General features: G+C 70.2%; 22 protein-coding genes. 7 read left to right on the top strand and 15 right to left on the bottom strand.

The window, feature by feature from the left end; all coding sequences use genetic code 11:
- Positions 1-34: 34 nt before the first annotated feature.
- Positions 35-460 (top strand): OsmC family protein, encoded by a 426-nt coding sequence (locus RTL41_RS14525; protein WP_312165723.1) that lies wholly within the window; start codon positions 35-37, stop codon positions 458-460.
- On the opposite strand, the gene RTL41_RS14520 is transcribed toward RTL41_RS14525, so the two are convergent.
- Positions 457-1842, bottom strand: coding sequence for an HWE histidine kinase domain-containing protein (locus RTL41_RS14520; RefSeq protein ID WP_312165722.1), 1386 nt, complete (start codon positions 1840-1842; stop codon positions 457-459). The two genes, RTL41_RS14525 and RTL41_RS14520, sit on opposite strands and share 4 nt — an antisense overlap.
- A 68-nt stretch (positions 1843-1910) precedes the next feature.
- Positions 1911-3263, bottom strand: coding sequence for a dicarboxylate/amino acid:cation symporter (locus RTL41_RS14515; RefSeq protein WP_312165721.1), 1353 nt, complete (start codon positions 3261-3263; stop codon positions 1911-1913).
- A 368-nt stretch (positions 3264-3631) separates the two neighbouring features.
- Here RTL41_RS14515 and RTL41_RS14510 point away from each other — a divergent pair, with 368 nt between their 5' ends.
- Positions 3632-4465 carry a flagellin gene (locus RTL41_RS14510; RefSeq protein ID WP_312165718.1) on the top strand — a complete coding sequence of 278 codons (834 nt, stop codon included), beginning with the start codon at positions 3632-3634 and terminating at the stop codon, positions 4463-4465.
- 70 nt (positions 4466-4535) lie between these two features.
- Here RTL41_RS14510 and RTL41_RS14505 read toward each other — a convergent pair whose 3' ends face one another.
- Positions 4536-5543, bottom strand: coding sequence for a nitronate monooxygenase family protein (locus RTL41_RS14505; protein WP_312165717.1), 1008 nt, complete (start codon positions 5541-5543; stop codon positions 4536-4538).
- 135 nt (positions 5544-5678) lie between these two features.
- Between RTL41_RS14505 and RTL41_RS14500 the strand changes: the two genes are divergently transcribed.
- Complete coding sequence (locus tag RTL41_RS14500) at positions 5679-7106, top strand: methylmalonyl-CoA mutase family protein (RefSeq protein ID WP_312165715.1); 1428 nt, start codon at positions 5679-5681, stop codon at positions 7104-7106.
- The gene (gene scpA / locus RTL41_RS14495) at positions 7106-9256 is read left to right on the top strand and encodes a methylmalonyl-CoA mutase (RefSeq protein WP_312165712.1); all 2151 of its coding nucleotides are present in this window, start codon (positions 7106-7108) and stop codon (positions 9254-9256) included. The genes RTL41_RS14500 and scpA overlap by 1 nt, the downstream gene beginning before the upstream one ends.
- Before the next feature lie 7 nt (positions 9257-9263).
- On the opposite strand, the gene RTL41_RS14490 is transcribed toward scpA, so the two are convergent.
- The 7 genes from RTL41_RS14490 to RTL41_RS14460 form a co-directional block, all read right to left on the bottom strand.
- On the bottom strand, positions 9264-9632 hold the full coding sequence (locus tag RTL41_RS14490) for a VOC family protein (RefSeq protein ID WP_312165710.1): 369 nt from the start codon (positions 9630-9632) through the stop codon (positions 9264-9266).
- A gap of 25 nt (positions 9633-9657) precedes the next feature.
- On the bottom strand, positions 9658-10089 hold the full coding sequence (locus RTL41_RS14485) for a DUF4112 domain-containing protein (protein WP_312165708.1): 432 nt from the start codon (positions 10087-10089) through the stop codon (positions 9658-9660).
- A gap of 36 nt (positions 10090-10125) precedes the next feature.
- Positions 10126-11109, bottom strand: coding sequence for an N-acetyl-D-Glu racemase DgcA (gene dgcA / locus RTL41_RS14480; RefSeq protein WP_312165706.1), 984 nt, complete (start codon positions 11107-11109; stop codon positions 10126-10128).
- Positions 11106-13628, bottom strand: a complete 2523-nt coding sequence (locus tag RTL41_RS14475) for a polar localization protein TipN (protein WP_312165704.1) — start codon at positions 13626-13628, stop codon at positions 11106-11108. The genes dgcA and RTL41_RS14475 overlap by 4 nt, the downstream gene beginning before the upstream one ends.
- A gap of 143 nt (positions 13629-13771) precedes the next feature.
- The gene (locus tag RTL41_RS14470; RefSeq protein WP_312165702.1) at positions 13772-14023 is read right to left on the bottom strand and encodes a hypothetical protein; all 252 of its coding nucleotides are present in this window, start codon (positions 14021-14023) and stop codon (positions 13772-13774) included.
- A gap of 93 nt (positions 14024-14116) precedes the next feature.
- On the bottom strand, positions 14117-14641 hold the full coding sequence (locus RTL41_RS14465; RefSeq protein ID WP_312165700.1) for a methylated-DNA--[protein]-cysteine S-methyltransferase: 525 nt from the start codon (positions 14639-14641) through the stop codon (positions 14117-14119).
- Entirely contained in the window at positions 14625-16121 is a 1497-nt protein-coding gene (locus tag RTL41_RS14460; RefSeq protein ID WP_312165699.1) for an AlkA N-terminal domain-containing protein, read from the bottom strand. Before RTL41_RS14460 ends, RTL41_RS14465 begins: the two co-directional genes overlap by 17 nt.
- Positions 16122-16372: 251 nt before the next feature.
- Here RTL41_RS14460 and cysD point away from each other — a divergent pair, with 251 nt between their 5' ends.
- On the top strand, positions 16373-17302 hold the full coding sequence (cysD, locus tag RTL41_RS14455; protein ID WP_312165824.1) for a sulfate adenylyltransferase subunit CysD: 930 nt from the start codon (positions 16373-16375) through the stop codon (positions 17300-17302).
- A complete protein-coding gene (gene cysN / locus RTL41_RS14450; protein ID WP_312165697.1) occupies positions 17302-19206 on the top strand; it encodes a sulfate adenylyltransferase subunit CysN in 1905 nt (634 codons plus the stop codon). Before cysD ends, cysN begins: the two co-directional genes overlap by 1 nt.
- A gap of 9 nt (positions 19207-19215) precedes the next feature.
- On the opposite strand, the gene RTL41_RS14445 is transcribed toward cysN, so the two are convergent.
- The 5 genes from RTL41_RS14445 to RTL41_RS14425 form a co-directional block, all read right to left on the bottom strand.
- Complete coding sequence (locus tag RTL41_RS14445) at positions 19216-19449, bottom strand: Txe/YoeB family addiction module toxin (RefSeq protein WP_312165695.1); 234 nt, start codon at positions 19447-19449, stop codon at positions 19216-19218.
- A gap of 34 nt (positions 19450-19483) precedes the next feature.
- Positions 19484-20125, bottom strand: a complete 642-nt coding sequence (locus RTL41_RS14440; RefSeq protein ID WP_312165694.1) for a carboxymuconolactone decarboxylase family protein — start codon at positions 20123-20125, stop codon at positions 19484-19486.
- Between the two features lie 5 nt (positions 20126-20130).
- Positions 20131-20661: a VOC family protein gene (locus RTL41_RS14435; RefSeq protein WP_312165692.1), complete on the bottom strand. Its 531-nt coding sequence runs from the start codon at positions 20659-20661 to the stop codon at positions 20131-20133.
- Positions 20662-20675: 14 nt separating this feature from the next.
- Positions 20676-21695 carry an NAD(P)-dependent alcohol dehydrogenase gene (locus RTL41_RS14430; RefSeq protein WP_312165690.1) on the bottom strand — a complete coding sequence of 340 codons (1020 nt, stop codon included), beginning with the start codon at positions 21693-21695 and terminating at the stop codon, positions 20676-20678.
- A gap of 77 nt (positions 21696-21772) precedes the next feature.
- Complete coding sequence (locus tag RTL41_RS14425) at positions 21773-22933, bottom strand: MFS transporter (RefSeq protein WP_312165688.1); 1161 nt, start codon at positions 22931-22933, stop codon at positions 21773-21775.
- Positions 22934-23043: 110 nt separating this feature from the next.
- On the opposite strand from RTL41_RS14425, the gene RTL41_RS14420 reads away from it, so the two are divergent.
- Positions 23044-23667, top strand: coding sequence for an exopolysaccharide biosynthesis protein (locus tag RTL41_RS14420; protein ID WP_312165686.1), 624 nt, complete (start codon positions 23044-23046; stop codon positions 23665-23667).
- Positions 23668-23726: the final 59 nt, after the last annotated feature.

Genomic DNA, 23726 nt, shown 5'->3' with positions numbered 1-23726 from the left:
GTCTCCCAGGGGCGATCCCATTCAGGAGACGAAAATGATCCGCAAAGCACGCGCGGTCTGGCGCGGAACCGGCCGTGACGGCGACGGCGACCTGACCACCGATTCCGGGGTGCTCTCGGCGACGCCCTACAGCTTCAAGACCCGCTTCGAGGACACCCCCGGCACGAACCCCGAGGAGCTGATCGCCGCAGCCCACGCCGGCTGCTTCACCATGCAGCTCGCCTTCCTGATCCAGCGCGCCGGTTCGGCCGCCGAGGAGCTCTCCACCGAGGCGGCGGTGTCCCTCGTGCCCGACGGCGAGGGCTTCAAGATCGACCGCTCGGCCCTCACCCTGCACGCCAAGGTGCCGGGCATGAACCAGGTCAAGTTCGACGAGCTCGCGCGCGCGGCCGAGAAGACCTGCCCGGTCTCACGGCTGCTCAACGCGCAGATCACCCTGGAGACGACGCTGGAATCCTAGCGCCGAGCCAACGGCGTGCTCATCCGGCACTCCGCGCCCTCCGGCGGGAAGGTCAGCTCGACCGACCCGCCATAGGCCTGCAGCGCGCTGAGCGTCAGGCGCGTGCCGAACCCCGTCCGCTCGGGCGGCGTCACCGGCGGCCCTCCGCGCTCGCGCCAGTGCAAGGTCAGGTTATCGCCCTCGACGCCCCAGACGATGCGGACGCGGCCCGCCCCCGACAAGGCGCCGTACTTGGCCGCGTTGGTGGCCAGTTCGTTCAGGACCATCACCAGATTGACCGCCATCTCCGGCCCCAGCGGCGCCGGCGTCTCCACGCCGATGATCTCGAATCCCTCGGCCGAGAACGGCGCCAGCGCCGCCTCGATGACGTCCCGCAGATCGGCCGCCTCCCAGACGTTGCGGGTCAACAGGTCGTGCCCGCGCGCCAGCGACTGGAGGCGGCTGTCGAACGCCGCGCGGAAGGCGACCGGGTCGGTGGGCGCGCTGCGCATGGTCTGGGACGCGATGGCCTGCACCGCCGCCAGGTTGTTCTTCACCCGGTGGTTCAGTTCGCCCAGCAGCAGGTCCTGCCGCTGCCGCGCCGCGACCTGGGCCGAGATGTCCTGCGAGGTTCCGATGACGTGGGTCGGGCGGCCTTCCGCGTCGAACGAGACCCGCGCGGCGCCGCGCACCCAGACCGCCGACCCGCGCGCCCCGGCGCTGGTGGTGCGGTGCTCGACGACGTAGTGCCCGTCGTTCTCGCCGGCCAGGGCCGCCTCATAGGCGATCCGCGTCGCCGGAAAGTCCTCGGGATGAACCGCGGCCGCATAGGTCGCGTAGTTGATGTCGCCTTCGGCCGGCATGCCGAACATCCTGCGCGTGCGGCTGTCCCATTCGACGCGGTCGGCCGCCACGTCGTACTCCCAGAGGCCAAGCTCGGTGGCGTTCAGCGCCAGGGTCAGCCGGGCGCCCTGCCGCTCGGCTTCGACCTGGGCGCGATGCCGCTCGGTGATGTCGATGATGATGAAGGCGACCTGCCCCGCCTCGTCCGGCAGCGGCGAGAACGTTCCGAGGAACCAGCCCTGACGCCCGCTGGGAAAACGGAAGGAATATTCGAGGGTCTCGGCCTGGCCGCTGGCCAGCACCCGATGCAGGACGTTCAAGCGGCCGATCACCTGGTCGGCGGTGACGCCCAGCTCCCGGCCGGTGCGCCCGTCCAGGCCGCCCTCGGCGCAGCCGTAGAACTCGCAGGCCCCACGGTTGGCCATCACGAAGCGGTAGTCGTCCTCCAAGGGCGCGACGACGCCCGCGATGACCGCGGAAGCGTCGAGCATCGCCTTGAGCAGAGCTTCGCCGCCGCCGCCGGCGCTCGGCCAGCGGCCCTCCCGCTCATCGTCGGCCATATGCCCTCCGCCCCGCTTGAGACCCGATCCTAGCGTGGTTCTCTCGTGTGGACAGGCGGCGATCGGCGTCAGGCGGCCTGCTGCGTCGTTTGGTCCGGTTCGGCCGGCAGGTCCCCGGAGGCGGCGTTGTAGACCTCCAGGTCCAGTATGCCCTGCTGCTTGGCGACCAGGGTCGGCACCAGCGCCTGCCCGGCCACGTTGGTGGCGGTCCGGCCCATGTCCAGGATGGGATCGATGGCCAGCAGCAGCCCGACGCCCTCCAGCGGCAGCCCCAGGGTCGACAGGGTCAGGGTCAGCATCACCACCGCCCCGGTCAGGCCCGCCGTCGCCGCCGACCCGATCACCGAGACGAAGACGATCAGGAAGTAGTCGCTGAGCGCCAGCGGCACATTGTAGAACTGCGCCACGAAGATCGCGGCCACGGCCGGATAGATCGCCGCGCACCCGTCCATCTTCGTCGTCGCGCCCAGCGGCACGGCGAAGGCGGCGTACGACCGCGGCACCCCCAGCGCGCTCTCCGCCACGGTCTGGGTGACCGGCAGCGTGCCGATCGAGGACCGCGACACGAAGCCGAGCTGGATGGCCGGCCAGGCCCCGGCGAAGAACTTCAGCGGATTGAGCCCATTGGCGGCCAGCAAGGCCGGGTAGACCACGAACATGACCAGCGCCAGGCCGACATAGACCGCCAGCGCGAACGCGCCCAACTGGGCCAGGGCGTCCCAGCCATAGTGCCCGACGGCGTTGCCGAACAGGCCGATCGTGCCGATCGGCGTCAGGCGGATCACCCACCAGAGCACCTTGCGGACGATGGCCAGGGCCGAGGCGTTGAACGCCAGGAACGGCTCGGCCGCCGCGCCCGACTTCAGCGCCGCCACCCCCATCACCAGCGAGATCACCACGATCTGCAGCACGTTGAACGACAGCGACGTCTTCGCCGCGCCGTCGCTGAGCGTGGTCGAAGCGGCGATCCCCAGGATGTTCGACGGAACCAGCCCGGTCAGGAAGTCCAGCCAGGACCCGCTGGTGTGCGGGGCGCCCGCCGCCGCGGCCGCGACGGTGGTGTTGAGGCCGGGCTTCAGCACCAGCCCCAGCAGGATGCCGATGCTGACGGCGATCAGCGCGGTCAGGGCGAACCAGAACAGGGTCCGCCAGACCAGCGCCGCGGCGTTCTGGAGCTGGCGCAGATTGGCGATGCTGGCGACGATGGCCGTGAACACCAGGGGCGGCACCAGCACGCGCAGCAGTTGGACGAAGATCGAGCCCGCCATCCGCAGGGCTTCCGAAAGGCCATGCCCCGGCTGCCCGGCCTCCACGCCCAGATGGCGCGCCAGCAGGCCCAGGGCCAGGCCGAGCGTCATGCCGGCCAGAACCTGAAATCCAAAGGAGGCGAAGATCCCGCCCCGTTTGCGCGCCTGCGCCATGAACCGCTCCTGCTGAAAATCGCGCGGAGCATGGTCGGGAGGGCGCCCCCACGCCAGCGGTTTGAGCTTTTTCTGTCCTTAGAAAAGCTGAAAGCGGTCGGATCGACCCGCCGTGGGCGCCGACCGGCAGATCCTGCCCAGTTCGCAGCGCATTTTTTGCCCAGTCGGGACGGCAGAATTTACCGTGTCGCTGGCCAAGCGCCGCGCCGCGCCCCCTTGCAGAACAGGGGTTCTCGGAAAAACTTCATAATGATCAATGGGTAAATCTTAACGCCGCAAACTGGCCCGCCCCTTGCTCGGGGTCTTCCCAGGCAAAATGCCTCTGGCAGTCAAAATGACGCCGGTCTCCGAGAAAAGGAACCACGTGTATGTCGATGAATTCGGTCAACACCAATAAAGGCGCGATGATCGCGCTTCAAAACCTGAACGCCACCAACAAGGACCTTGGCACCGTTCAGAACCGGATCAACACCGGTCTGAAGATCTCCACCGCCAAGGACAACGGCGCCATCTGGGCCATCGCCCAGAACCAGCGCGCCGAATCCGCCTCCCTCAATTCGGTCATCTCGTCGCTGCAACGCGGCCAGTCGGTGGCTGACGTCGCCATGTCGGCCGGCACCGCCATCTCGGACATCCTCGTCCAGATGAAGGAAAAGGTCCTGGCGGCGACCGAAGCGGGCCTGTCGACCGCCTCCAAGGCGGCGCTCAGCGACGAATACAAGTCGCTGCGCGACCAGATCGACACGATCGCCAACAACGCCACCTTCGACGGCGTGAACCTGATCTCGACGACCTCGGTCAACAGCTCGAGCATCAAGGCGATCGCCAACGCCGACGCGACCGCGACCATCGACATCGATCACGTCGTGCTGTCGAAGTCGAACGCCAAGATCGCCGCCACCCTGGAAACCCTGACCTCGGGCGTGACCTCGGCGGACGTGACGGAAGTCGAAGAGGCCATCCAGGACGTCTCCTCGGCCCTGTCCAAGCTCGGCACCGGCGCCAAGGCGCTCGACACCCACATGACCAACGTCATGAAGCTCCAGGACACCCTGGACGCCGGGGTCGGCAACCTGGTCGACGCCGACCTGGCGAAGGAAAGCGCGCGGCTGCAAGCCCTGCAGACCAAGCAGCAGCTTGGCGTGCAGGCCCTCAGCATCGCCAACCAGTCGTCGAGCACCCTGCTCGGACTGTTCCGATAGGCCCTACGAACGCATCGCGTTCAAAGGCGGCGGCGGGAAGGGAAACCTTCCCGCCGCTTTCGTTTGGGGCCTACTCCGCCGCCATCGCCAGGGCGCTGCCCCGGGTCAGCGAGGTCTTCGCCGCCAGCGCGGCCTTGGCGGCCTCGTATTCGGCGGCCAGGCGATCGATCATGTCGCCGGCGCTGGGGATGTCCTTGACCGCGCCGATGCCCTGGCCGCAGCCCCAGATGTCCTTCCAGGCCTTGGCCTTCTGATTGCCGCCCGAACCGAAGCTCATCTTCGACGGATCCGATTGCGGCAGGTTGTCCGGGTCGAGGCCGGCCGCCTCGATCGACGGGCGCAGATAGTTGCCGTGCACGCCGGTGAACAGGTTCGAATAGACGATGTCGTCGCCGCGGCTGGCCACGATCATGTCCTTGTAGCCCTGGACCGCATTGGCCTCCTTGGTCGCGATGAAGGCCGAGCCGATATAGGCCAGGTCCGCGCCCATGGCCTGGGCCCCCAGGATCGCCGCGCCGTTGGCGATGGAGCCCGACAGCGCGATCGGGCCGTCGAACCACTCGCGCAGCTCCTGCACCAGGGCGAAGGGCGACAGGTGGCCGGCGTGGCCGCCGGCGCCGGCGGCGACCGGGATCAGGCCGTCGGCCCCCTTCTCCACCGCCTTGCGCGCGAAGCGGTCGTTGATCACGTCGTGCAGCACGACGCCGCCATAGGAGTGGATCGCCTGGTTCACGTCTTCGCGCGCGCCCAGCGAGGTGATGGTCACCGGAACCTTGTACTTCACCGCCATTTCGACGTCGTGTTCGAGGCGGTCGTTGGTCTTGTGGACGATCTGGTTCATCGCGAACGGCGCCGAGGGACGGTCGGGATTCTTCCGGTCCCAGTCGGCCAGTTCCTCGGTGATCTGGGCCAGCCATTCGTCGAGCTGGCTGGCCGGACGCGCGTTCAGGGCCGGGAACGAGCCGACGATGCCGGCCTTGCACTGGGCGATCACGAGTTCCGGACCGGAGATGATGAACAGCGGCGAACCGATCACGGGAATCCGCAGGCGCTCGGCGAGAACGGGAGGCAAGGCCATGGAGGTCGTCCTTATGAGTGGCGTCGATCTAATTTTTACAGCGTACACACAAACTTTCACGGCGTGCAAGCGCCGCCGCCTGATGACCCCGCGTGAACTTGACGCGTCGCCGGGACAGGTCGCAATGACAGGCTGATGACCGACACCCTGATCGCGCCAGGCGCCTTCCCGCCCGCCACCGCCGCCGACTGGCGCGCCCTGGTGGAAAAGACCCTGAAGGACGCCCCCTTCGACAGTCTCCAGCGCCGGACGCTCGAGGGGCTGCCGATCGCGCCACTGTACGAGGCGGCCACCGCCGCCCCGGCCTTCACGCCCCGCCCGCACGACGCGGACCGCCCCTGGGACCTGCGCACGCCGATCGCCCATCCCGACCCCGGCCGGGCCCGCGCCGATCTCCTGACCGACCTCGAGGGCGGCGCGGCCTCGGCCCTGGTCGTCATCGACCCGAGCGGCGCGAACGGCGTGGCCGTCGGCTCCGGCGCCGACCTCGCCGCGGCGCTCGACGGCGTTCTGCTCGAACTCGCCCCCGTCGCTCTCGACGCCGGCTTCCTCGGCCCCAAGACCGCCGATTGGCTCTCCGGCGTCGCCAAGGGCTCGCCGACCGCCCTGCTGCTCTTCCACATGGATCCGCTGAGCGCCTTCGCCGCCGCCGGCGAAAGCCCCGGCCCCGTCGAGAGCCACCTGGTCTCGGCCGCCACGGTCGGCGCGCGCCTGGCCGAATCCTATCCCAAGGCCGGGCTGTTCCTGGCGTCCGGCCGGGTCGTCCACGAGGCCGGCGGCGGCGAGGCCGGCGAACTCGCCTTCATGCTGGCCGCCGCGCTGGCCTACGCCAAGGCGCTGGTGCGGGCGGGCATGCCGATGGACCAGGCGTTCGGCGCCGTCCATCTGGGTCTCTCGGCCGACGCGGACTACTTCGCCACCCTCGCCAAGCTGCGCGCCGCGCGGGTGCTCTGGACCCGGCTGACGAGCGCCTGCGGCGTCGACGTTCCGGCGCGCATCGAGGCGCGGTCGTCCCGCCGCATGCTGGCCGTGCAGGACCCCTGGACCAACATGCTCCGCCTGACCTCGGCGGCGTTCGGCGCGGCCGTCGGCGGCGCCGACGCGGTGGTGCTGGGCGCCTTCACCGACGCCATCGGCCTGCCCACCGCCTTCGCCCGCCGCCAGAGCCGCAACGCGCAACTGGTGCTGATGGAGGAGGCGCACCTGGGCCGGGTCGCCGATCCGGCCGCGGGCTCGGGCTATGTCGAGGCCCTGACCGACGAGATGGCCCGCGCCGCCTGGACCGCGTTCCAGGCCATCGAGGCCCAGGGCGGCGTGATCGGCGCCCTGACCTCCGGGCATGTCGCCGCCGAGGTCGCCGCCGTGTGCGCCGCGCGCAACGCGGCCGGCCCGCCCAGGATCGTCGGCGTCACCGCCTTTCCCCCGACCCAGGACGCCCCGGTCGAGGTCGAACGGCCGACACCGCGCCCGGTCGATGCGCCCTCGCCCCGCCTGCCGGGACCGGACGGCCATTGCCCGCCGCTCGCCCCCATCCGTCTCGCCGCGCCGCACGAGGCCGCCTGATGAGCCAGTTTCCCGATTTCGCCGCCCTCCCCTTCGACGCCGACCGCGGCGCGCGCGCGGCCGTGGCCGGCCCCGCCTGGGACACCCCGGAAGGCATCGCCGTTCGCCCGTCCTACGGCCCGGCCGACGTCGCGGGCCTGGCGAGCGGCTATCCGGGCCTGGCGCCGTTCCTGCGCGGCCCCTATCCGACCATGTACCTCACCAACCCGTGGACCATCCGCCAGTATGCGGGCTTCTCCACGGCCGAGGACTCCAACGCCTTCTATCGCCGCAACCTGGCCGCCGGTCAGATGGGCCTCTCGGTCGCCTTCGACCTGGCCACGCACCGGGGCTATGACAGCGACCACCCGCGGGTGAAGGGCGACGTCGGGATGGCCGGGGTGGCCATCGACTCGATCCTCGACATGCGCACGCTGTTCGACGGCATCCCGCTCGACAAGATGAGCGTCTCGATGACCATGAACGGCGCGGTGCTGCCGATCCTGGCGCTCTATGTCGTGGCCGCCGAGGAACAGGGCGTCGCGCACGCCAAGCTCTCGGGCACGATCCAGAACGACATCCTCAAGGAGTTCCTGGTCCGGAACACCTATATCTATCCGCCCGCGCCCTCGATGCGGATCATTTCCGACATCTTTTCATATACTTCGCGCGAAATGCCGAAGTTCAACTCGATCTCGATCAGCGGCTATCACATCCAGGAGGCCGGCGCGACGCTGGACCTGGAACTGGCCTACACCCTGGCCGACGGCATCGAATACGTGCGCGCCGGCGTCGCCGCCGGCATGAGCGTCGACCAGTTCGCGCCGCGCCTGTCGTTCTTCTGGAACGCCGGCATGAACGCCTTCATGGAGATCGCCAAGCAGCGGGCCGGCCGCCTGCTCTGGGCCAAGCTCATGAAGGAGGAGTTCGACCCCAAGGACTCCCGCTCCCTGTCCCTGCGCGCCCATACCCAGACCAGCGGCTGGAGCCTGGCCGCCCACGACGTCTACAACAACGTGCCGCGCACCCTGGTCGAGGCCATCGCCGCCACCGGCGGCCAGACCCAGAGCCTGCACACCAACTCCCTGGACGAGGCCCTGGCCCTGCCGACCGACTTCTCGGCCCGGATCGCGCGCAACACCCAGCTCTTCCTGCAGTTGGAAAGCGGCCAGACCCGCGTCGTCGACCCGTGGGGCGGCTCCTACTATGTCGAGCGGCTGACCGCCGACCTCGCCGCCCGCGCCCTGGAGCACATCGCCGAGGTCGAGGCCCTGGGCGGCATGGCCAGGGCCATCGAGGACGGCCTGCCCAAGCGCCGCATCGAGGAGGCCTCGGCCCGCACCCAGGCCCGCATCGACGCGGGCCGCCAGAGCGTCGTCGGCGTCAATCGCTACAAGCCCGACGTCGCCGACGAGATCCCCATGCTCAAGGTCGACAACTCCGCGGTGCGCGAACGCCAGCTTGAAAAGCTCCAGCGCCTGCGCGCCGAGCGCGACCCCGCCGCGGTCGAGGCGGCGCTGAGCGCCCTGACCCACGGCGCCGCCGGCAACGGCAACCTGCTCGAACTGTCGGTCAATGCGGCCCGCGCCAAGGCTACGGTCGGCGAGATCAGCCTGGCGCTGGAGAAGGTGTTCGGCCGGCACGCCGCCGAGGCGTCGGCGGTCACCGGCGTCTATCTGCGCGAAGCCGGCGCCACGCCCCAGGCCAGCCGCGCCAAGGCGATGTCCGAGGCCTTCCGCCAGGCCGACGGCCGCAAGCCGCGGGTGATGATCGCCAAGATGGGCCAGGACGGCCACGACCGCGGCCAGAAGGTGATCGCCTCGGGCTTCGCCGACCTCGGCTTCGACGTCGACATCGGCAACCTGTTCCAGACCCCCGCGGAGGCCGCCGCCCAGGCGGTGGCCGAGAACGTCCATGTCGTCGGCGCCAGCTCGCTGGCCGCCGGCCACCTGACCCTGGTGCCGGAATTGAAGGACGAACTGGCCAGGCTAGGGCGGCCGGACATCCTGGTCGTGGTCGGCGGCGTCATCCCGCCCGAAGACTTCCAGGCCCTTCGCGACGCCGGCGTCGCGGCGATCTTCACCCCCGGCACCGTGGTGCCCGAGGCGGCGATCGAAGTCCTGGAGCGCCTCAACGAACAGATGGGCTACGCCCAGCTCGAAAAGGCCTGACGCCGCTTCAGCCCGAGCCGATCATCACCAGGTTGCCCTCGCTGTCGCGCAGCAGGGCGTAACGCTCCCTGGGCGCCCAGGGCGCATCGATCGGCTCCTGGTCGAAGACGACGCCACGGCCCTTCAGTTCGCCATAGGCCGCGTCCACGTCGGCGACCACCAGGACGAGGCTGGGCTGCTCGCCCGGGGCTTCGTCGGGGCGCTTCTCGAACAGGATCCTGGTGGGCGAGCCGGCGACCTCGAACTCGATCCAGCGCCAGCCGCTGCCGTATTGCTGGTCGGTCGCCAGCACCAGCCCCATGACGTCGCGATAGAAGGCCACGGCGCGGTCCTGATCGCTGACCGGCAGGCCCGAGAACTTCACGTGCTTGAACATCACACTCCTCCGCCGTCCCGAGCGACTAAGGAACCTTGGGCGCCGCCCGCACCGACCGCCCCTGGCGGCTGCGCCGGCCGTACCAGGTCGGCGGCAGCTCCGAGGCGCCGTGCCGCGCCTCGATGTCCTTCTGCAGCGCGCCGGCCGCCATCAGGTGGCCCGGAAAAAGGGTGTCGACCGCCCAGCCGATCACCGGCGGAACCGAGGCGGCCGAGTCGAGGACCAGATAGGCCGCCATCCGCGCCAGGGTCGGCAGCGAGGCCCGCGCCGTGAAGCCGTGATACATCAGCAGCGCGCCGGCGCCGACGCTGTAGGCCGTCCCCACGCCGGGAACCCAGGCCAGCACCCCGTCGAGGCCGACGCCCACCGGCCCGATCCCGACCAATCGGTCGGACAGGCGCTTGATCCGCTCCGCCGCCCGCCAGGCCCCGTGGGCGCGTTCCTTGTCGTCAGCCATCACGCTTCAACGTCATCGCCAATGTAAGGCTCCACGCTAGCCCCAAAGCTCGGGCGGCGGCGGAAAAATCAGCGAGCCGTCGAAGACCAGCCCCGGCTCGCGGTCCCGGGCCAGCAACAGCGGCCCGTCCAGGTCGGCGACCTCCGCGCCCTGGGCGACGATCATCGCCGGCGCCATGGCCAGGGACGTGGCCACCATGCAGCCGGCCATCAGTTCGAGCCCCAGCCGCCGCGCCTCATCCACCACCGCCAGCGCCTCGGTCAGGCCGCCGGCCTTGTCGAGCTTGACGTTGATCGCGCCATAGCGCCGCGCGCACGCGGCCAGCTCCTGGCGGGTATGCAGGCTCTCGTCGGCGCACAGCGTCACCGGGCTGGCCCAGCCCTCCAGCGCCGCATCCTCCCCGGCCTTCAGCGGCTGCTCGATCATCTTGACGTCGAGGCGCGCGAACTCCGGGGCCAGCCGCACGAGATCGTCGAACGACAGCCCCTCGTTGCCGTCGACGATCAGCCGGGTCTTGGGCGCGACAGCCCGCACCGCGGCCACCCGGTCGAGGTCGCCGGGGCCGCCGATCTTCAGCTTCAGGAACGGCCGGCGGGCCAGCGGCCGCGCCGCCTCGGCCATGGCCTGCGGCGTGTCCAGGCTGATGGTGTAACAGGTCTTCACCGGGTCGAGCCGCGCGCGGCCCGCCGCCCGCCAGGCCGGCACGCCGCTCAGCTTGGCCTCCAGGTCCCACAAGGCGCAGTCGACGGCGTTGCGGGCCGCGCCGGCGGGGATCAGGTCCTGCAGCGCCTGGCGCGTCAGGCCAGCTTCCAGGGCAGGGCGCAACGCCTCGATCTTGGCCAGCTCGCCTTCGACGCTCTCGCCGTAGCGGGCATAGGGAACCGCTTCCCCACGCCCGATCGCGCCGGCCTCGGAAAGCTCGACGACGATGACATGGGCCTCGGTCTTCGCTCCCCGGGCGATCACGAACGCGCCGGCCAGCGGCCAGCGCTCGTCGCGGACCGCGAGGCTGCGGCTCAAGTCAGGTCGCCGGCCGCCGCGTCGAACAGCAGGTAGGTCCGGCCGGCCTCGGAGCTCAGCAGGGTCTCGATCAGGAAGCCCTCCGGGTCGCGCTCGGCGGCGTCCTCCAGCAGTTCGTGGTAGCGGGCCAGGTAGCTCAGGACCTGCCGCTTGAGCAGGTCGTCGGTGAGCAGCTTGCGGGTCAGGCGCCGGGTCGCGGCGGGGGCCAGCTTGCGCACCACCGCCCGCGCGCCGTCGAGGTCGCGCACCTGCAAGGCGACCGCCAGTTCGTGAATCCGGCTGCGCGGCAGCAGGGCGGTGGGGTCGATGCCCATGGCCCCGATCTCTGCAGCCAGGGTTTCCTCCAGCGGCGGATGCCGGACCTCCTCGGCCTCATCCGGCTCTTCGAGCGAGGACAGCAGGTCCCTCCAGGTCCAGCCCTCGCCGGCCGGGTCTTCGTGACGCCCCGCGGCCTGTTCGAAGACCGTCGCGAACTCGGTGTCGGTGGCCGTCGGCGTCAGCCGCAGGCGCGGCCGGATCTCCTTGGCGGCCTTGTCGGCCACGGGCGGCGGCGGGATCGGCTCGTTGAGCTCCAGCTCGTCGTGGTCGTCGGCGGGGGCTTCGGCCGCCTCGGCCTCCACGACCGGCGCAGCTTCCTTGGCCAGGCTGGCGCGCAGCGACACGCGCTCGGGACGCTCGCGCGGCGCCGGCGGCGTCAGGCTGGCGGAGGTGGCCACCGAGCCCATCAGGCGGACGGCCTCGCTCAGCATGTCGTAGTTGCGGCGCACCCGCTCCTGGAAGGCCTCGTCGATCGCCTGGGTCTCGTCGGCGGTGCGCCGGGCGTGGTCCATCAGGTCGTCGATGCTCTCGGCGACGGCCATGCGGACCTCTTCTGCCCGGTCGCGGGCGGCGGCGGGCAGCTTGGTCGCCCGGTCCTCGATCTCGCCCAGCATGCCGGTCAGTTCGTCGAGGGCGGCGCGGGCCGCGCGGGCGCCCTCGTCCAGCTTGCGGGTCGTGGCCGCGCCGGCCTGCTCGACCATCTGGGCCGATTGTTCGATCAGCGCCCGGGCCTCGGCCAGCCGCGCCTCGAACACCTTGTTGGCCTGCTGCCCGGCGGTGAAGGCCGCTTCCGACAACTGGTCGACCTGGTCGCGCGCGGTCTCGGCGTGCCGCGCGGCGGCCTGGCGGGTCTCCTCGGCCGCCTGGGTCATGGCGGCGATGGTGGCGCGGGTCTGCTCCTCCAGGCGCGCGCGCTCGGCGGCGGCGGCCCGGGCCACAGCTTCGACCGAGTGCAGCGTGGACTGGCCGAACTCGTCGCGCTCGGCCTTGGCGGTCTCCGCCAGGTCGCGGAACTGGTCGGCAGCCTCGGACATCAGTTGGCGCAGGGCTTCGCCGCCCTTCACCGCCCGGTCGCCCATCTCGGCGGCCGACAGCCGCGCCTGGGCGATGAACTCGGCAAGCTGGGCCGCGTGGGTTTCGGCCTGGGCCGAGAAGCCCTCCTGGTCGGCGCGCAGCGCGTGCGCGGCGGTGACTAGGCTGGCGCGCTGCTCGGTCAGGCCCTTCTCGACCGAGCCGATCTGCTCGGTGACGCCCAGCCCGGCCGTTTCCAGGCGGGCGATGTGGCGGGTCAGGTCCTCGGCGGCGGTGCGCGCCACGTCGCTGGTCTCGCCGGCGGCGGCGGCCAGGTCGGCGGCGCGGGCCGCCAGCGAAGCCTCGGCCTCACGCAACTGCGCCTCGGCCAGGTCGGAGGCCTCGCCGACCATCTTGGCCTGGCGGGTGATGGCGTCGGCCACGGCGGCGGCCTGGGCGTCGAGCGTCTGGGCCAGGCCGCCCAGCTCGGTGCGCTCGCGGCCGAGCGTCTCGGACAGGCCCTGGGCGGTGCGCGCGGCGTTGGCCGCGGCGGCGGCGAGCCCTTCGCTCTCGCCGGCCAAGGCCTGGCGCAGCACGATGATGGTGTCGCGGGCCTCCTGGGCGGCGGCGCCGGCGCGGGCGATCTCGTCGCGCATGGCCTGGACCAGGTCGATGGTCTGCGCGCCGGCCGCCATGGCCGGGGTCGTCATCTCGTCGGCCAGCGCCTTGGTGCGGCGCGCCTCGGCGCCCAGAAGCTGCCCCTGGCGGACCATATAGGCCAGCACCCAGACCAGGGCGGCCGGGCCGATCGCCAGCAGGGCGAAGACCACCATCGCGAAGGGCTCGAAGTCGAAGGGCGCCACCGAGCGGCGATAGCCCCAGGCGAAGGCGATAGGCGCGCAGGCCCACAGCACCGACACCACGAAGGCGGTCAGGTAGATGGTCCAGCCCGACGAGGCGGAGACGCTCGTGGCCGGCGTCAGCGGGATGCGCGGCGTCGTGGCGGCCCGCGCAGTCAGCGGCGTGGCCGCCTTGGCCTCGACCGCCAGATCTCCGACCGGCGGCGGGGCGAAGGAAAACGCCTGGTCCGCCTCGGCCTCGGCGATGGCGGCCGCAGGTTCGGGCGCGGCCGCGCCTTCGCCGTCAAGCGATTGGAAATCGACCGGTTGATGCCGCTTCTTGATCTTCATGGCCCGTCGTAAGCGGCCTTCCACCCCTGCCGACAGGACGTGCAACCACACGCACGCCCCATCATTGCGCCCAGGATCGAAGGATTACCGACGAACGCCCGCGAGGCAAAGCACTGATCGGAGGGAATCGTCGCAGGCCGGACCTAGATTCGCAGCGTCCGCGCTCGGGTTTCGGGACAGATCTCGCGCGCCAGGCCGGGGCTCTTGCCCACCTTGACCACCACCCTGGGGGCCGGCGCGGCGGCGGTGTTGCGGCTCGTCGTGCGCGCGATGGTGCGCTCCGCAGGGGCAGGCTTTTCCACCTGTTGCGCGTCCAGGGCGACCCCGAAATGCGAATAGGCCGCAGCGGAAGACGACACCACCACGGCGGCCACGATCTCGGTCAAGGTTTGCATCGGAACTCTCCCGTACGTCCGATACGATTCCAGCGAGCGTTGTTATACGGCAGCCGCCTCGATCGAGCGATGCATCGGAACATGAAATTTCGGTCATGTGACGAAGGCCGCGCCTTCGTGGCTGAGCAGCCAGTGCTTGCGCTCCAGCCCGCCGCCATAGCCGGTCAGGGTTCCGTCGGACCCGATCACCCGATGGCACGGCACGACGATCGACACCGGGTTGGCCCCGTTGGCCAGGCCCACGGCCCGGACCGCCTTGGGATTGCCGATCCGCTCGGCCAGGCCCTTGTAGGTCAGGGTTTCGCCGGCCGGGATCGTGCAGAGCGCGGTCCAGACGGCGCGCTGGAAGTCCGTGCCGCCGGTACGCCATCGAATGCTCGCCAGCGCGGTCAGGTCGCCCTCGAAATAGGCGTCGAGCGCCGAGCGGACGGCCGCCGGCGCCGGGCCGGCGACCAGGTCCGTGGGCGCGTTCTGACGCCTCAGCAGCGTCGTCAGCCGCGCCTCGTGCGTGGTCCAGTCGAAGGCCCGCAGATAGCCCGCGGCGTCGGTGACCAGCAGGCCCTCGCCGACCGGCGTGGCCATGCGGTCGAGATGGAGGACTTCAGGCGGCTTTGGCATGCTTGGATTCCGAGGGGTTCTTGGGGTCGGCGGCCCACAGGTGCGAGGCGGCGTAGGCGCGCCAGGGCCGCCAGCGTTCGGCGCGGGCCAGCAGCTCGGCCGGCGACGGACGCACGCCGCCGGGCCCCTCCAGCGCGCGCATCAGCCCGATGTCGGCGCTGGGAAAGGCGTCCGGCTCGCGCAGGGCGCGCATGGCGATGTACTGGGCCGTCCACTCGCCGACGCCCGGCAAGGCCCGCAGGGCGGCGACCGCCTCGTCCAGGCTGCGGCGCATGCCGAAGAGTTCGGGATCGACGGCGGCGGCCGCGGCCAGGCCGATCAACGCCCGCCCCCGCGCCCGCGGCATCGCCAGGGTTTCCACATCCGCCAGGGCCAGGCTCGCCGGCTCGGGGAAGAAGTGGGTCAGCCCCAGGGCGCCCGCCGCCTCGTCCTCCAGCCGCGCGCCGTGCAGGGCGGTGATCTTGCCCGCCAGCATCCGCGCGGCGTGGACGGTGATCTGCTGGCCCAGCACCGCGCGCACGGCCAGCTCGAAGCCGTCCCAGGCCCCCGGCGCGCGCAGGCCCGGCCGCGCGGCGACCAGCGGCGCCAGGTCCGGGTCCTCCGACAGGTGGGCCTCGATCACGGCGGGATCGGCGGCCAGGTCGAACACCCGGCGGATCCGGGCGATGACCGCCGGCCAGGCCTCGACCCTGGGAAAGCGCAGGGTGACCTTCAGGCAGGCGCCCTCGCCCGGCTCGACCATCACCACGCCCCGGGCCTGGCCGACGCTGAGCGTGCGCGCATAGCGGCCGTCGCGGACCGCCTCGACGCCCGGGATGGCCCGCGCCGTCAGGAAGGCCAGCATGGCGTCCCAGTCGTAGGGGGCGCGATAGGGCAGCCGGATAGTCGCGCCGCCCCCCTCGCCCGCCGCCACGTCCGCGCCGCCCAGCCGGCGCAGCTTGGCCGGCGGGCGGTCGAAGAGCTGCTGGAAGGTCTCGTTGAAGCGCCGCACGCTGCCGAAGCCGGCGGCCATCGCCACCTCGGCCATCGGCAGGCGGGTCTCGTGCAGCAGTTGCTTGGCCAGCAGCACCCGCCGCGTCTGGGCCACGGCGATGGGCGAGGCGCCCACATGCTGCTGGAACAGCCGCCGCAACTGGCGCTCGCCGACGCCCAGCCGCTCGGCCAGGCTGTCGACGTCGCCGTTGTCCAGGGAGCCGGCCTCGATCAGGGCCAGGGCGCGCGAGACGGTGTTCGAGGTCCCGCGCCACGAGCCCAGGTCCGGCGAGGTCTCCGGCCGGCAGCGCAGGCAGGGCCGGAACCCCGCCTCCTGGGCGGCCGCGGCCGAACGGTAGAACCGCATGTTCTCGCGCTTGGGCGTCCGCGCCGGGCAGATCGGCCGGCAATAGATACCGGTGCTGGTCACGCCGCTGAAGATGCGCCCGTCGAAGCGGGCGTCGCGCATCTGGAAGGCGCGGTAGCAGGCGTCGTCATCCATATCCATGGCGCGATGATCGGCCTATGAGCGGCGCATGTCTCGCGGTTTTCGGACATGACCGGTCTTCGCCTGGCGGTTTTCGGACGGCTCCATTTTCCTCGTCGGCCTGTCAGTAAATCTCTATCGTCATCGGTCCTCGGGTCCCGTAAGCCGTCGCTCAGGGCCAATCCGCGCGGTGCGCCAGCAGCGACGGGCGGACTTTTTCGTTGTTAGAATTCAGGGTGAGGCCCGAGGTTCACGTGCAAGGTACAGCCCTGATGCAGGCCAAGGCGCCCGCGATCGCCCCCGAAACGCTGACCCATCTTCAGCGCCTGGAGGCCGAGAGCATCCACATCATGCGCGAGGTGGCGGCCGAGGCCGAGCGCCCGGTGATGCTCTATTCGATCGGCAAGGACTCCGCCGTCATGCTGCACCTGGCGGCCAAGGCGTTCTATCCGTCCAAGCCGCCCTTCCCGCTGCTGCACGTCGATACGACCTGGAAGTTCCAGGCGATGTACGAAATGCGCGAACGCATGGCCAAGGAGCTCGGCTTCGAGCTGCTGGTCCACAAGAACCCCGAGGCCGTCGAGCGCAACATCAACCCGTTCGACCACGGCAGCGCGCTGCACACCGACATCTGGAAGACCGAGGGCCTGAAGCAGGCGCTGGACAAGTACGGCTTCGACGCGGCCTTCGGCGGCGCGCGCCGCGACGAGGAGAAGTCCCGCGCCAAGGAGCGCATCTTCTCGTTCCGCTCGGCCCAGCACCGCTGGGATCCCAAGAACCAGCGGCCCGAACTCTGGCGGCTCTACAACACCCGCAAGAACCCCGGCGAGAGCATTCGGGTGTTCCCGATCTCCAACTGGACCGAGCTGGACATCTGGCAATACATTCACCTTGAGAACATCCCGATCGTGCCGCTGTACTTCTCGGACGTGCGGCCGGTGGTGGATCGCGACGGCACGCTGATCATGGTCGACGACGAGCGGATGCCGCTGCGGCCGGGCGAGACGCCGATGATGAAATCGGTGCGGTTCCGCACTCTGGGCTGCTACCCGCTGACCGGCGCGGTCGAGTCCACTGCGGCCACGCTGCCTGAAATCATTCAGGAAATGCTGCTGACCACGACCTCGGAGCGCCAGGGCCGGATGATCGACCACGACCAGGCCGCCTCGATGGAGAAGAAGAAGCAGGAGGGCTACTTCTGATGGCCCACCAGTCCGCGCTCATCGCCGAAGACATCGAGGCCTACCTCTCCGCGCACGAGCGCAAGAGCCTGCTGCGGTTCCTGACCTGCGGCTCGGTGGACGACGGCAAGTCGACCCTGATCGGCCGCCTGCTCTATGACTCGAAGATGATCTTCGAGGACCAGTTGGCCGCGCTCGAAGCAGACTCCAAGAAAGTCGGCACCCAGGGCGGCGACATCGACTTCGCCCTGCTGGTCGACGGCCTGGCCGCCGAGCGCGAACAGGGCATCACCATTGACGTCGCCTATCGATTCTTCTCGACCGACAAGCGCAAGTTCATCGTCGCCGACACGCCCGGCCATGAGCAATACACGCGCAACATGGTCACCGGCGCCTCGACCGCCGACGCCGCGGTCATCCTGATCGACGCGCGCAAGGGCGTGCTGACCCAGACCCGCCGGCACTCCTACCTGGTCTCGCTGCTGGGCATCCGGCACGTGGTCCTGGCGGTCAACAAGATGGATCTGGTGGGCTGGGATCGGCAGGTTTACGACGCGATCCTGCAGGAATATGCCGATTTCGCCGCCCAGATCGGCATCAAGGACTACACCGCAATCCCCATGTCCGCCTTGAAAGGCGACAACATCACCACCCGCAGCGAGGCCGCGCCCTGGTACGAGGGGCCGGCCCTGATGCCGCTGCTGGAGACCCTGCCGGTCGAGGACGACCTGCGCGAGCAGCCGTTCCGCATGCCGGTGCAGTGGGTGAACCGCCCGAACCTGGATTTCCGTGGCTTTTCAGGGCTGATCTCGACCGGCACGGTGCGTCCGGGCGACAGGATCAAGGCCCTGCCCTCGGGCCGCGAGAGCGTTATCGACCGTATCGTCACGTTTCGCGGCGACCTTGACGAAGCGGTGGCCGGGCAGTCGGTCACCCTGACCCTGAAGGACGAGATCGACATCTCGCGCGGGGACGTCGTCGCCGAGGCCGGATCGCCGCCGCCGGTGGCCGACCAGTTCGAGGCGACCATCGTCTGGATGGACGACGAGGCGATGCTGCCGGGCCGGCCCTACCTGCTGAAGGTCGGCACCCGCGTGGTGTCGGCCCAGGTCACCGAGCCGAAGTACAAGGTCAATGTGAACACCCTGGAGCACCTGGCCGCCAAGCGGCTGGAGCTCAACGAGATCGGGGTCTGCAACCTCTCGCTCGACGCGCCGATCGCCTTCGACGCCTATGGCGAGAACCACGACCTGGGCGGCTTCATCCTGATCGACCGGATCTCCAACCGCACGGTCGGGGCCGGGATGCTGCATTTCGCCCTGCGGCGCAGCCAGAACATCCATTGGCAGGCGCTGGACGTCGACAAGGCGAGCCGCGCGGCGCTGAAGGGCCAGCGCGGGCGGGTGGTCTGGCTGACCGGCCTGTCGGGCTCGGGCAAGTCGACGATCGCCAACCTGGTCGAAAAGCGCCTGCACGCCGACGGGCGCCACACCTACCTGCTCGACGGCGACAATGTCCGCCACGGCCTCAACAAGGACCTCGGCTTCACCGACGAGGACCGGGTCGAGAACATCCGCCGGGTGGCTGAGGTCGCCAAGCTGATGGTCGACGCCGGCCTGATCGTGCTGGTCTCGTTCATCTCGCCGTTCCGGGCCGAGCGCCGGCTGGCGCGCGACCTGCAGGCCGAGGGCGATTTCGTCGAGGTCTATGTCGACACCCCGCTGGCGGTGGCCGAGAGCCGCGACGTGAAGGGCCTCTACAAGAAGGCCCGGGCCGGCGAGCTGAAGAACTTCACCGGCATCGACAGCCCCTACGAGCCGCCCGAGCACGCCGAGATCGTCATCGACACCACCGCGATGTCGGCGACCCAGGCGGCCGAGCAGATCGTGGCCTGGCTGGAAGGCGAGCTCGACTACTCGATCTAGGGGCGGCGTTCAGGGGCGGCCGGAGTAGTGGAAGCGGCATTGGGCGACTTCCAGTTGCTGGGCTTCGCCCTTGCCGGTCGCCCGGTAGACCAGCCGGTCCTCAAGGGTGATACGCCGCGACCACCAGCCATGGAGATCGCCGCGCAGCGGCTCGGGCTTGCCCATCCCCTTGAACGGCGAGCGCATGCACTCCTTGAGAAGGCCGTTCAGGCGATCCGGCGTATTGGGATCCGATATGTACAACTAGACGTACAACTTCACGCGTCGGGCGACGGGATCACCCTGGCCGCCGGCCGATGTCGAGGAAGTCGGCGCCGCTGAAGTCCTCGGGGGCGGCGATCTCGACGATCGGATCGTCGCGGTCGTCCCATTCGGTGCGCAGGGCCCGGCTCATCACCGCGTGCATGTCGTAGAGGCAGGTGATGTAGGTCAGCTCCAGGATCTCCTCGTCGGAGAGGAAGGCCTTGAGGGCGGCGAACACCGGCTCGGGCGTGCGCCCGCCCTGGGCCAGGCAGTCGGCATAGGCCAGCACCGCCCGCTCATCGGCGGTGTAGCAGTCGGCCACCTGCCAGTGGGGCACGGCGGCGATGCGCTCCTCCGAAACCTTGAGACCCCGCAGCGACTTGCAGTGCTGGGAGAACACGAACTGGCTGCCCTTGGCCCAGCCGACCCGGGTCTGGGCCAGTTCGCGCAGCACCGGGTCGAGCTTGCGCTCGGGGCTGCGATAGAGCGCAAAGCCGCGGTTGGCGTGTTCGAGCACGTCGGGGACCAGGGCGAACACCGTCCACCAGTCGCCGGTGGTGCCGGTCGAGGTGCCCGGCTCGGCCACCGGATCGCGGTCGCCGAACAGGAGGTCATAGGTGCGCTGGACGACCTTGGACTCGGCCTCGGCGCGGCGGACCTGGCGCAGGCGCGGCATGCTCCTTAAGCCTCCACGCCGACCGCGCGGGCCGGCTTGTGCTTCACGTCGGCGGGGCCGAAGGCCTTGGTGGTCGCCGCCAGCTCCAGCATGATCCCGTTGGGGTCGGTGAAATAGACCGAACGGAAGAAGACGCCCTCGTGCTTCTCGGCGCTGACGCCCATCGGGCTGTCGTCGTGATTGACCACCATGTTCGGCAGCACCTGCACCCCGGCGGCGACCAGCCGCTGGCGATATTCGTCCAGCTTCTCCTCGGGCACGTTGAAGGCGACGTGGTTCATCGAGCCGATCGCCGACTTCGGCTCCTCCGGGAACCGCTTGACCGAGGCGACGCCCGGCGCTGCCGGCGGCGCGTCGGGCCACCAGAAGAAGGCGACGGAGTCGCCGCCCCCGCAGTCGAAGAAGAAGTGCTGGCCGCCGTCCGGCAGGGCCACCGTCTTGTAGAGCGGCATGCCGAGGATCTCGGTGTAGAACTTCACCGTCTCCTCCATGTCCCGGCAGACCAGCGCCAGGTGGTTGATGCCCGTCGTACGCATCTCCACGCCTCCGTCTAGAATTGCAGGACGATCTTGCCGAAGTGCTCGCCGCCCTGCATGGCGGCGAACGCCTTCGCGGCGTCCGTCCACGGGAAAACCTTGTCGACCACCGGTTCGATCCGGTGGAGTTCGATGGCCCGGCACATGGCCTCGAACATCTCGCGCGAGCCGACCGACAGGCCCTGCAGCCGGGCGCTGTTGCCGATCAGGACGCCGGGGTTGACGCCCTCGCCGGCCCCGGCGACGACGCCGATGACGGCGATGTGGCCGCCGATGCGGACGGCCTTCAGGCTCTGCTGGATGGTGCCGGCGCCGCCGACCTCCATGATGAAGTCGGCCCCGACCCCGCCGGTCGCCGCGCGCACCGCGGCGGCCCAGTCGGGCGTGGTGCGGTAGTTCACCAGATGATCGGCGCCCATCGCCTTGGCCCGGGCCAGCTTCTCGTCGGAGGACGAGGTGATCACCGTGCGGTAGCCCGCCGCCTTGGCGAACTGCAGGCCGAAGATCGAGACCCCGCCCGTGCCTTGCAGCACCACCGTGTCGCCGGGCTCCAGCCGCGCGTCCTCGAAGAGGCCGCGCCAGGCGGTCAGCGCCGCGCACGGCAGGGTCGCCACCTGCTGGTCGGTGAGGAAATCGGGGACCTTGGAGACGCCCTCCTGGCTGAACACCGCCAGCTCGCGCCCGGCCCCGGGGACCGGGAAGCCCAAGGCCGAGCTCAGCTTCTCCAGGGTCGGGCGCCCAGCGTTCCAGTTCTGGAAGAACAGGGTCGAGACGCGGTCGCCGACCGCGACGCGGGTGACGCCGGGACCGACCGCCTCGACCACCCCGCAGCCGTCCGAGAACGGAGTGATGGTCCCGCCGGCGGTGGCCGAACCGCGGCTGTAGAGGCCGCTGACCATCAGCATGTCGCGATAGTTCAGCGACACGGCCTTCATGCGCACCAGCACCTGGCCGTGGCCGGGCGCGGGATCGGGCGCCTCGACCACCCTGAGCTGGTCAGGTCCCCACGGCGCTGAGACTTCCAAGGCCCGCATGCATCCTCCCCAGGACTATGTGGGGGGATTAGTCGCCCCTTCTTTGCGGCCTGCAAGACTGTCGTCGGGGAAGGTGGTCAGGCGTCCAGGCGCTTGACGCCATAGAGACGGACCGCGCCGACCAGGCCGAGCGCCGACATGGCGGCCATGGCCAGGTAGCCCTTGGCGCCGGCCAGATCGAACAGCCAGCCCGAGCCGATGGTGGCCGCCCCCATCAGCAAGCCGCCGGAAAGCGCGGAGTTGATGGTCTGGGCGGCCGAGGCGTTGGCCGGGGTCGAGAGCCGCTCGACCAGTTGCAGCGAGGCCAGGAAGGTCGCGGCGTAGGTGAAGGTGTGCAGGGCCTGGAGCGGCAGGACCAGCCACAGCGGCGGCGAGAAGGCCAGCGCCGTCCAGCGGATCAGGGCGGCGGCCCCGCCGATGACCAGCAGGTTGCGCGGCCCGATCCGGCGCCGCCACGGCTCCATGAACCACATGAAGGCGACCTCGACCGCCACGGCCAGGCCCCAGAGCAGGCCGGTCGCGCTTTCCGGCAACCCCTGCTGTTTCCAGGACAGGGTCGAGAACGAGTAATAGAAGGCGTGGGCCGACTGGATCAGGCCGACCGACACCACCGCCAGCATGAAATTGCGGTCGCGCAGCAGGTCGCCGAGGCCGGCGAGCCGCTCGGAGAGGCGGCTGGCCTGGCCGCCTTCGCGCACCGGATCGGGCGGCAGCAGCCCGCGCGCGGCGCCGGCCGCCAGCATGGCCGCGGCGGTGATCCAGACCAGGACCAGCTCGGGCGAGTAGCGGGCCAGCAGCGCGCCGACCACGACATTGGCGACGATGAAGGCGACCGAGCCGATGCCGCGCGGCCAGCCGTAGTTGAAGCCGTCCCGGCCCGCCCGCCGGAAGACGATGACGTCGGTCAGCGGGATCATGGTCGAGAGGATGGTGTTGGCCAGGAACCAGATCGCGAACCACCAGGCGAAGCCGAACGGCGCGGCCAGCAGCCCGTAGGCCAGGGCCGTGGCCAGCCCCATCAGGATCAGCGGCGTGCGGCGCAGGGCGAAGCTGTCGGCCCACATGGCGATGGCCGGCGCCGTCACCGCCCGCGCCAGCATCGGCGCGGAGAGGATCAGGCCGATCTCGGCGCCGCTGAGGCCGCGCGAGGCGAACCACACCGGAATGTAGGGCGAGCTGGCGCCCGTCCCCACGAACAGGGCCGCATAGAAGAGACCAAGGCGAAGCGGCTGCGACATCCGCCATCCCGCTTAAGCGAGTCGCCGCCAACAATCCCGTGACTTCGGGCGTTTCGCGCGCGGCTTTCCCTTCCGCAACGGCGCCGAGCCGTGCTAGCGCGAAGCTTGCAATGTCCGAACACCGCAAAGCCGCGAGCGTATCCGAACTCCTCGATCTGATCGCGGAGCGTCCGGGGCGCGAGGTGTCGGTCGGCGACCTGCTCGACACCTTCGGCGACCGCGCCTTCGGGGCGCTGATGTTCGTGTTCGCAGCGCCGCTGGTGCTGCCGATGCCGCCGGGGGTCTCGGCGCTGCTGGGCGCGCCGCTGATCTTCATCACCTTCCAGTGGACCATGGGCCGCAAGACGCTGTGGCTGCCCAAGGTGATGCTGTCGCGGACCATGAGCATGGCCGACTTCCGCGCCCTGACCCTGAAGCTGAAGCCGCACCTGGCGCGGCTGGAGCGGCGGCTGCGGCCGCGCCTGACCTTCATGTACAACCCGCTGGGCGACCGGCTGGTCGGCGCCCTGTGCTTCGTGCTGTCGCTGATCGTCTTCCTGCCGATTCCGTTCGGCAACATGCTGCCCTCGTTCGCGATCGCCGCCTTCGCCATCGGCGGGGCCGAGCGCGACGGAGTGGCCGCGCTGATCGGCTGGATCGCGGCGATCCTGTCGGTGCTGGTGCTGGTGGTGCTGTCGAAGGCGATCGTCGCGGCGATCATCGCCTTCTTCGCCACCCTGCTCGGGATGTTCTGATCGGCGTTGCCGACGCGCCGCGGCGGGTTAAGGTCTGAGCCAGGCCTTCGTCGACGGAG

The organism is Phenylobacterium sp. (genome assembly GCF_031984885.1).
Lineage (GTDB): Bacteria > Pseudomonadota > Alphaproteobacteria > Caulobacterales > Caulobacteraceae > Phenylobacterium.
The sequence above is the reverse complement of the archived record's forward strand: the minus strand, read 5'-3'. Positions and strand labels throughout refer to the sequence as shown.

Bases quoted from the DNA above. Each gene is read 5' to 3' on its own strand.
- RTL41_RS14525 (WP_312165723.1), top strand. From the start codon at position 35: ATGATCCGCAAAGCACGCGCGGTCTGGCGCGGAACCGGCCGTGACGGC.
- RTL41_RS14520 (WP_312165722.1), bottom strand. From the start codon at position 1,842: ATGGCCGACGATGAGCGGGAGGGCCGCTGGCCGAGCGCCGGCGGCGGC.
- RTL41_RS14515 (WP_312165721.1), bottom strand. From the start codon at position 3,263: ATGGCGCAGGCGCGCAAACGGGGCGGGATCTTCGCCTCCTTTGGATTT.
- RTL41_RS14510 (WP_312165718.1), top strand. From the start codon at position 3,632: ATGTCGATGAATTCGGTCAACACCAATAAAGGCGCGATGATCGCGCTT.
- RTL41_RS14505 (WP_312165717.1), bottom strand. From the start codon at position 5,543: ATGGCCTTGCCTCCCGTTCTCGCCGAGCGCCTGCGGATTCCCGTGATC.
- RTL41_RS14500 (WP_312165715.1), top strand. From the start codon at position 5,679: ATGACCGACACCCTGATCGCGCCAGGCGCCTTCCCGCCCGCCACCGCC.
- scpA (WP_312165712.1), top strand. From the start codon at position 7,106: ATGAGCCAGTTTCCCGATTTCGCCGCCCTCCCCTTCGACGCCGACCGC.
- RTL41_RS14490 (WP_312165710.1), bottom strand. From the start codon at position 9,632: ATGTTCAAGCACGTGAAGTTCTCGGGCCTGCCGGTCAGCGATCAGGAC.
- RTL41_RS14485 (WP_312165708.1), bottom strand. From the start codon at position 10,089: ATGGCTGACGACAAGGAACGCGCCCACGGGGCCTGGCGGGCGGCGGAG.
- RTL41_RS14475 (WP_312165704.1), bottom strand. From the start codon at position 13,628: ATGAAGATCAAGAAGCGGCATCAACCGGTCGATTTCCAATCGCTTGAC.
- RTL41_RS14470 (WP_312165702.1), bottom strand. From the start codon at position 14,023: ATGCAAACCTTGACCGAGATCGTGGCCGCCGTGGTGGTGTCGTCTTCC.
- RTL41_RS14465 (WP_312165700.1), bottom strand. From the start codon at position 14,641: ATGCCAAAGCCGCCTGAAGTCCTCCATCTCGACCGCATGGCCACGCCG.
- RTL41_RS14460 (WP_312165699.1), bottom strand. From the start codon at position 16,121: ATGGATATGGATGACGACGCCTGCTACCGCGCCTTCCAGATGCGCGAC.
- cysD (WP_312165824.1), top strand. From the start codon at position 16,373: ATGCAGGCCAAGGCGCCCGCGATCGCCCCCGAAACGCTGACCCATCTT.
- cysN (WP_312165697.1), top strand. From the start codon at position 17,302: ATGGCCCACCAGTCCGCGCTCATCGCCGAAGACATCGAGGCCTACCTC.
- RTL41_RS14440 (WP_312165694.1), bottom strand. From the start codon at position 20,125: ATGCCGCGCCTGCGCCAGGTCCGCCGCGCCGAGGCCGAGTCCAAGGTC.
- RTL41_RS14435 (WP_312165692.1), bottom strand. From the start codon at position 20,661: ATGCGTACGACGGGCATCAACCACCTGGCGCTGGTCTGCCGGGACATG.
- RTL41_RS14430 (WP_312165690.1), bottom strand. From the start codon at position 21,695: ATGCGGGCCTTGGAAGTCTCAGCGCCGTGGGGACCTGACCAGCTCAGG.
- RTL41_RS14425 (WP_312165688.1), bottom strand. From the start codon at position 22,933: ATGTCGCAGCCGCTTCGCCTTGGTCTCTTCTATGCGGCCCTGTTCGTG.
- RTL41_RS14420 (WP_312165686.1), top strand. From the start codon at position 23,044: ATGTCCGAACACCGCAAAGCCGCGAGCGTATCCGAACTCCTCGATCTG.